At 60.2% G+C, this 2,649-nt stretch carries 2 protein-coding genes; both read left to right on the top strand.

Annotated features, from left to right (window positions below; all coding sequences use genetic code 11):
• A partial coding sequence (locus WCA53_RS29775; RefSeq protein WP_423919758.1) for a SelB C-terminal domain-containing protein occupies positions 1 to 1,261 on the top strand: 1,261 nt, incomplete at its 5' end.
• A 389-nt stretch (positions 1,262 to 1,650) separates the two neighbouring features.
• Positions 1,651 to 2,649: porin (locus WCA53_RS29780; protein WP_423919761.1), on the top strand; the 999-nt coding region annotated here is incomplete at its 3' end.

A 2,649-nucleotide genomic window follows, 5' to 3' on the forward strand; every position in this document is an offset into this window, starting at 1 on the left:
ACCCGTGCGCGTGCGTGGCATTCACGCGCAAAACCGTGCCGCGCCGAGTGGCCGCGCGGGCCAACGCTGTGCACTGAATCTCGCGGGGATCGAAAAGGATGCAATCGATCGGGGCGACTGGATCGTCGATGCGCGTCTCGCGCGGGCATCGGGATGCATCGATACGTCCCTCACCCTGCTAGCCGAGGCAGGGGTTACGCTGCAGCATTGGGCGCCGTTGCATGTGCATCTGGCGACGCAGCATCAGGTCGCCCACGTGGCGTTGCTGGACGGCGATACGCTGGGTCCAGGCCAAACCGCGCGCGTGCAACTGGTATTCGACCGGCCCATGTGCGCGTTGCCAGGGGATCGGTTCATTGTGAGAAACGCACAGGCCAGCCGGACGATAGGCGGTGGCCACGTACTCGATCCATTCGGTCCGGCGCGCAAACGCCGTACGCCGCAGCGGCTTGGATGGCTAGACGCAATACAGACGATGCTCGACACGGGTGCGCTCGATGCCTTGCTCGCGCAAGCCCCCGACGGTCTTGCACGCTCGTTGCTGCAGCATCTGACCGGCACGCCGGTGGCGAGTTTACGGCTTCCCGCCGATACCCGCGTGGTCACCTTATCGGGCGACGATGCCTTGCTGGTCGCGGACACCGCGTGGAGCACGCTCAGCGTCCGGCTGCTCGCGGCACTGGCCCAATTCCACGCGCGAACGCCCGACGAGCAGGGACCGGATTCATCGCGCTTGCGCAGGATGGTTGCGCCCTTGGCGGAAGATGCCCTGTGGCGCGCGCTCATCGACGAATGCCTATCGTGCGGCGCTATCGTAAGGAGCGGACCCTGGCTGCATTTGCCGAGCCACGCGGTCACGCTTGACGAAGTGGAGCGACTGCTTGCTGGCGTATTGCTGCCTGCCGTGAAAAGCGGCCGCTTCGATCCCCCGTGGGTTCGCGATCTTGCCAAGGCCCATGGCGCACCCGAGGATCGTGTGCGCCAGTTGATGCGCAAGCTTGCACGCCAAGGCGAAGTATTCCAGATCGTGCGCGATCTTTTCTATCATCGCGAGGCGATTCGCGAACTCGCGTCCATCGCGGCTCTTGAGGCAAGCAAGCACGAGGGGACACTCGCTGCCGCGCCGTTTCGCGATGTCACGGCGCTCGGCCGCAAGCGCGCCATTCAGGTTTTGGAGTTCTTCGATCGCGTTGGATTTACGCGTTTTCACCGCGAACTGCATGTGCTGCGCACGGATAGTCGTTGGCTCGATCTGCTGTGAAAAGCGTTAATAACAACGCTTGTCTGCACCTTTGAACCATTGGTGAAAACGCGAACGCTCTGTGTTGCTTAACTCCCGTCGCATATAAAAGCTCTGCTGCACGGCAATAAAAAAACAGTCCTTCTCCATCGTCTGGCCGCCTCGGCATTGGCAATGCCACGTGCTAAAACCAGCGCAGCGCATCAAGACCTAACTAATAGGTCGTTATCCTGTACATATAATTATCAGACGATTTGCACAGACCTGAACCGGCACAGCAAATAAACAACACTTCGTAACAAATATCTGTGCCTCAATTAAATGACAGGCTACGCTCCCGTTCACGGTCTTATTGTTGGAGCCTGGGCAGTAATTGCCCGGACCGCTCACCAATTACTGTGGATTACTAAATGAAAAAAATACTCGTCTCCAGTGCCACTGGCGCACTGTTCATTGCCGCGTCGTCGTCAGTCTTCGCACAAAGCTCCGTCACTCTCTATGGCATCGTCGACGAAGCCGTCCGATATCAAACGAATGCGGGCCCGGGCGGCCACGACCAGGTCGCCATGACGTCGGGCCCGGAAACCCACAGCCGCTGGGGCTTGAGGGGTAGTGAGGATCTGGGGGACGGCTGGTCCGCGGTCTTCCGCCTCGAAAACGGTTTTGAAGCCTTCGATGGGCAACTACACGTCCCCAACACACTGTTTAGTCGACAAGCTTTCGTGGGTGTGCAGAACAAGACATATGGCGAGCTGACCTTCGGTAGGCAATATGCGCCGGCCTACGACACCCTGGGCGATATCTTCGACCCGCTGACCGTTGGCAACTATTGGCAAAATAGCTGGATGTATAACGGCATCGGCCCTTACCTCGAAATCAACAACTCGATCAAGTACAAGGGCACCTTCGCCGGCCTGTCGGTCGATGCCCTTTACGGCTTAGGCAACCAGCCGGGCGCGCTCGGTCTCGGCGCCACCTACGCCGCGGAACTGACCTACACGTTCGGCCCCGCTTCCCTTAACGCGGGCTTCCAGCAGGTCGCCGTCCCGACATCTGCGACCGGCTCGTCAACCGACGACAGTGTCGGCAGCGTAGTCAATGGCGCCAAGATCAACTTCCTGCACATCAGCGGCGCGTATCAGGTCACCAAAGAGATCCGCCTGCTGGCCGGCTGGCTGCGGGGGCAGGACCAGACTGGTTTGACCGACACCTACATGCAGCAAGCTGGCGCGCCGGCACTGAAAGGTGCGAGCCCCAACCGTATCGACGACACCTTTTACGTCGGTGCGAACTGGCAAGCCATGCCTGCCCTACTGTTCACGTTCGCGTACTACTATGGACAGACGCGCAATGCTGAACTGCTCGACGGCGGGCTCGGCAAGGGGGTGAACCAATCGGGCACCATTCTC

This window comes from Caballeronia sp. (assembly GCF_049581465.1).
In the GTDB taxonomy this organism is placed as follows: Bacteria; Pseudomonadota; Gammaproteobacteria; order Burkholderiales; family Burkholderiaceae; genus Caballeronia.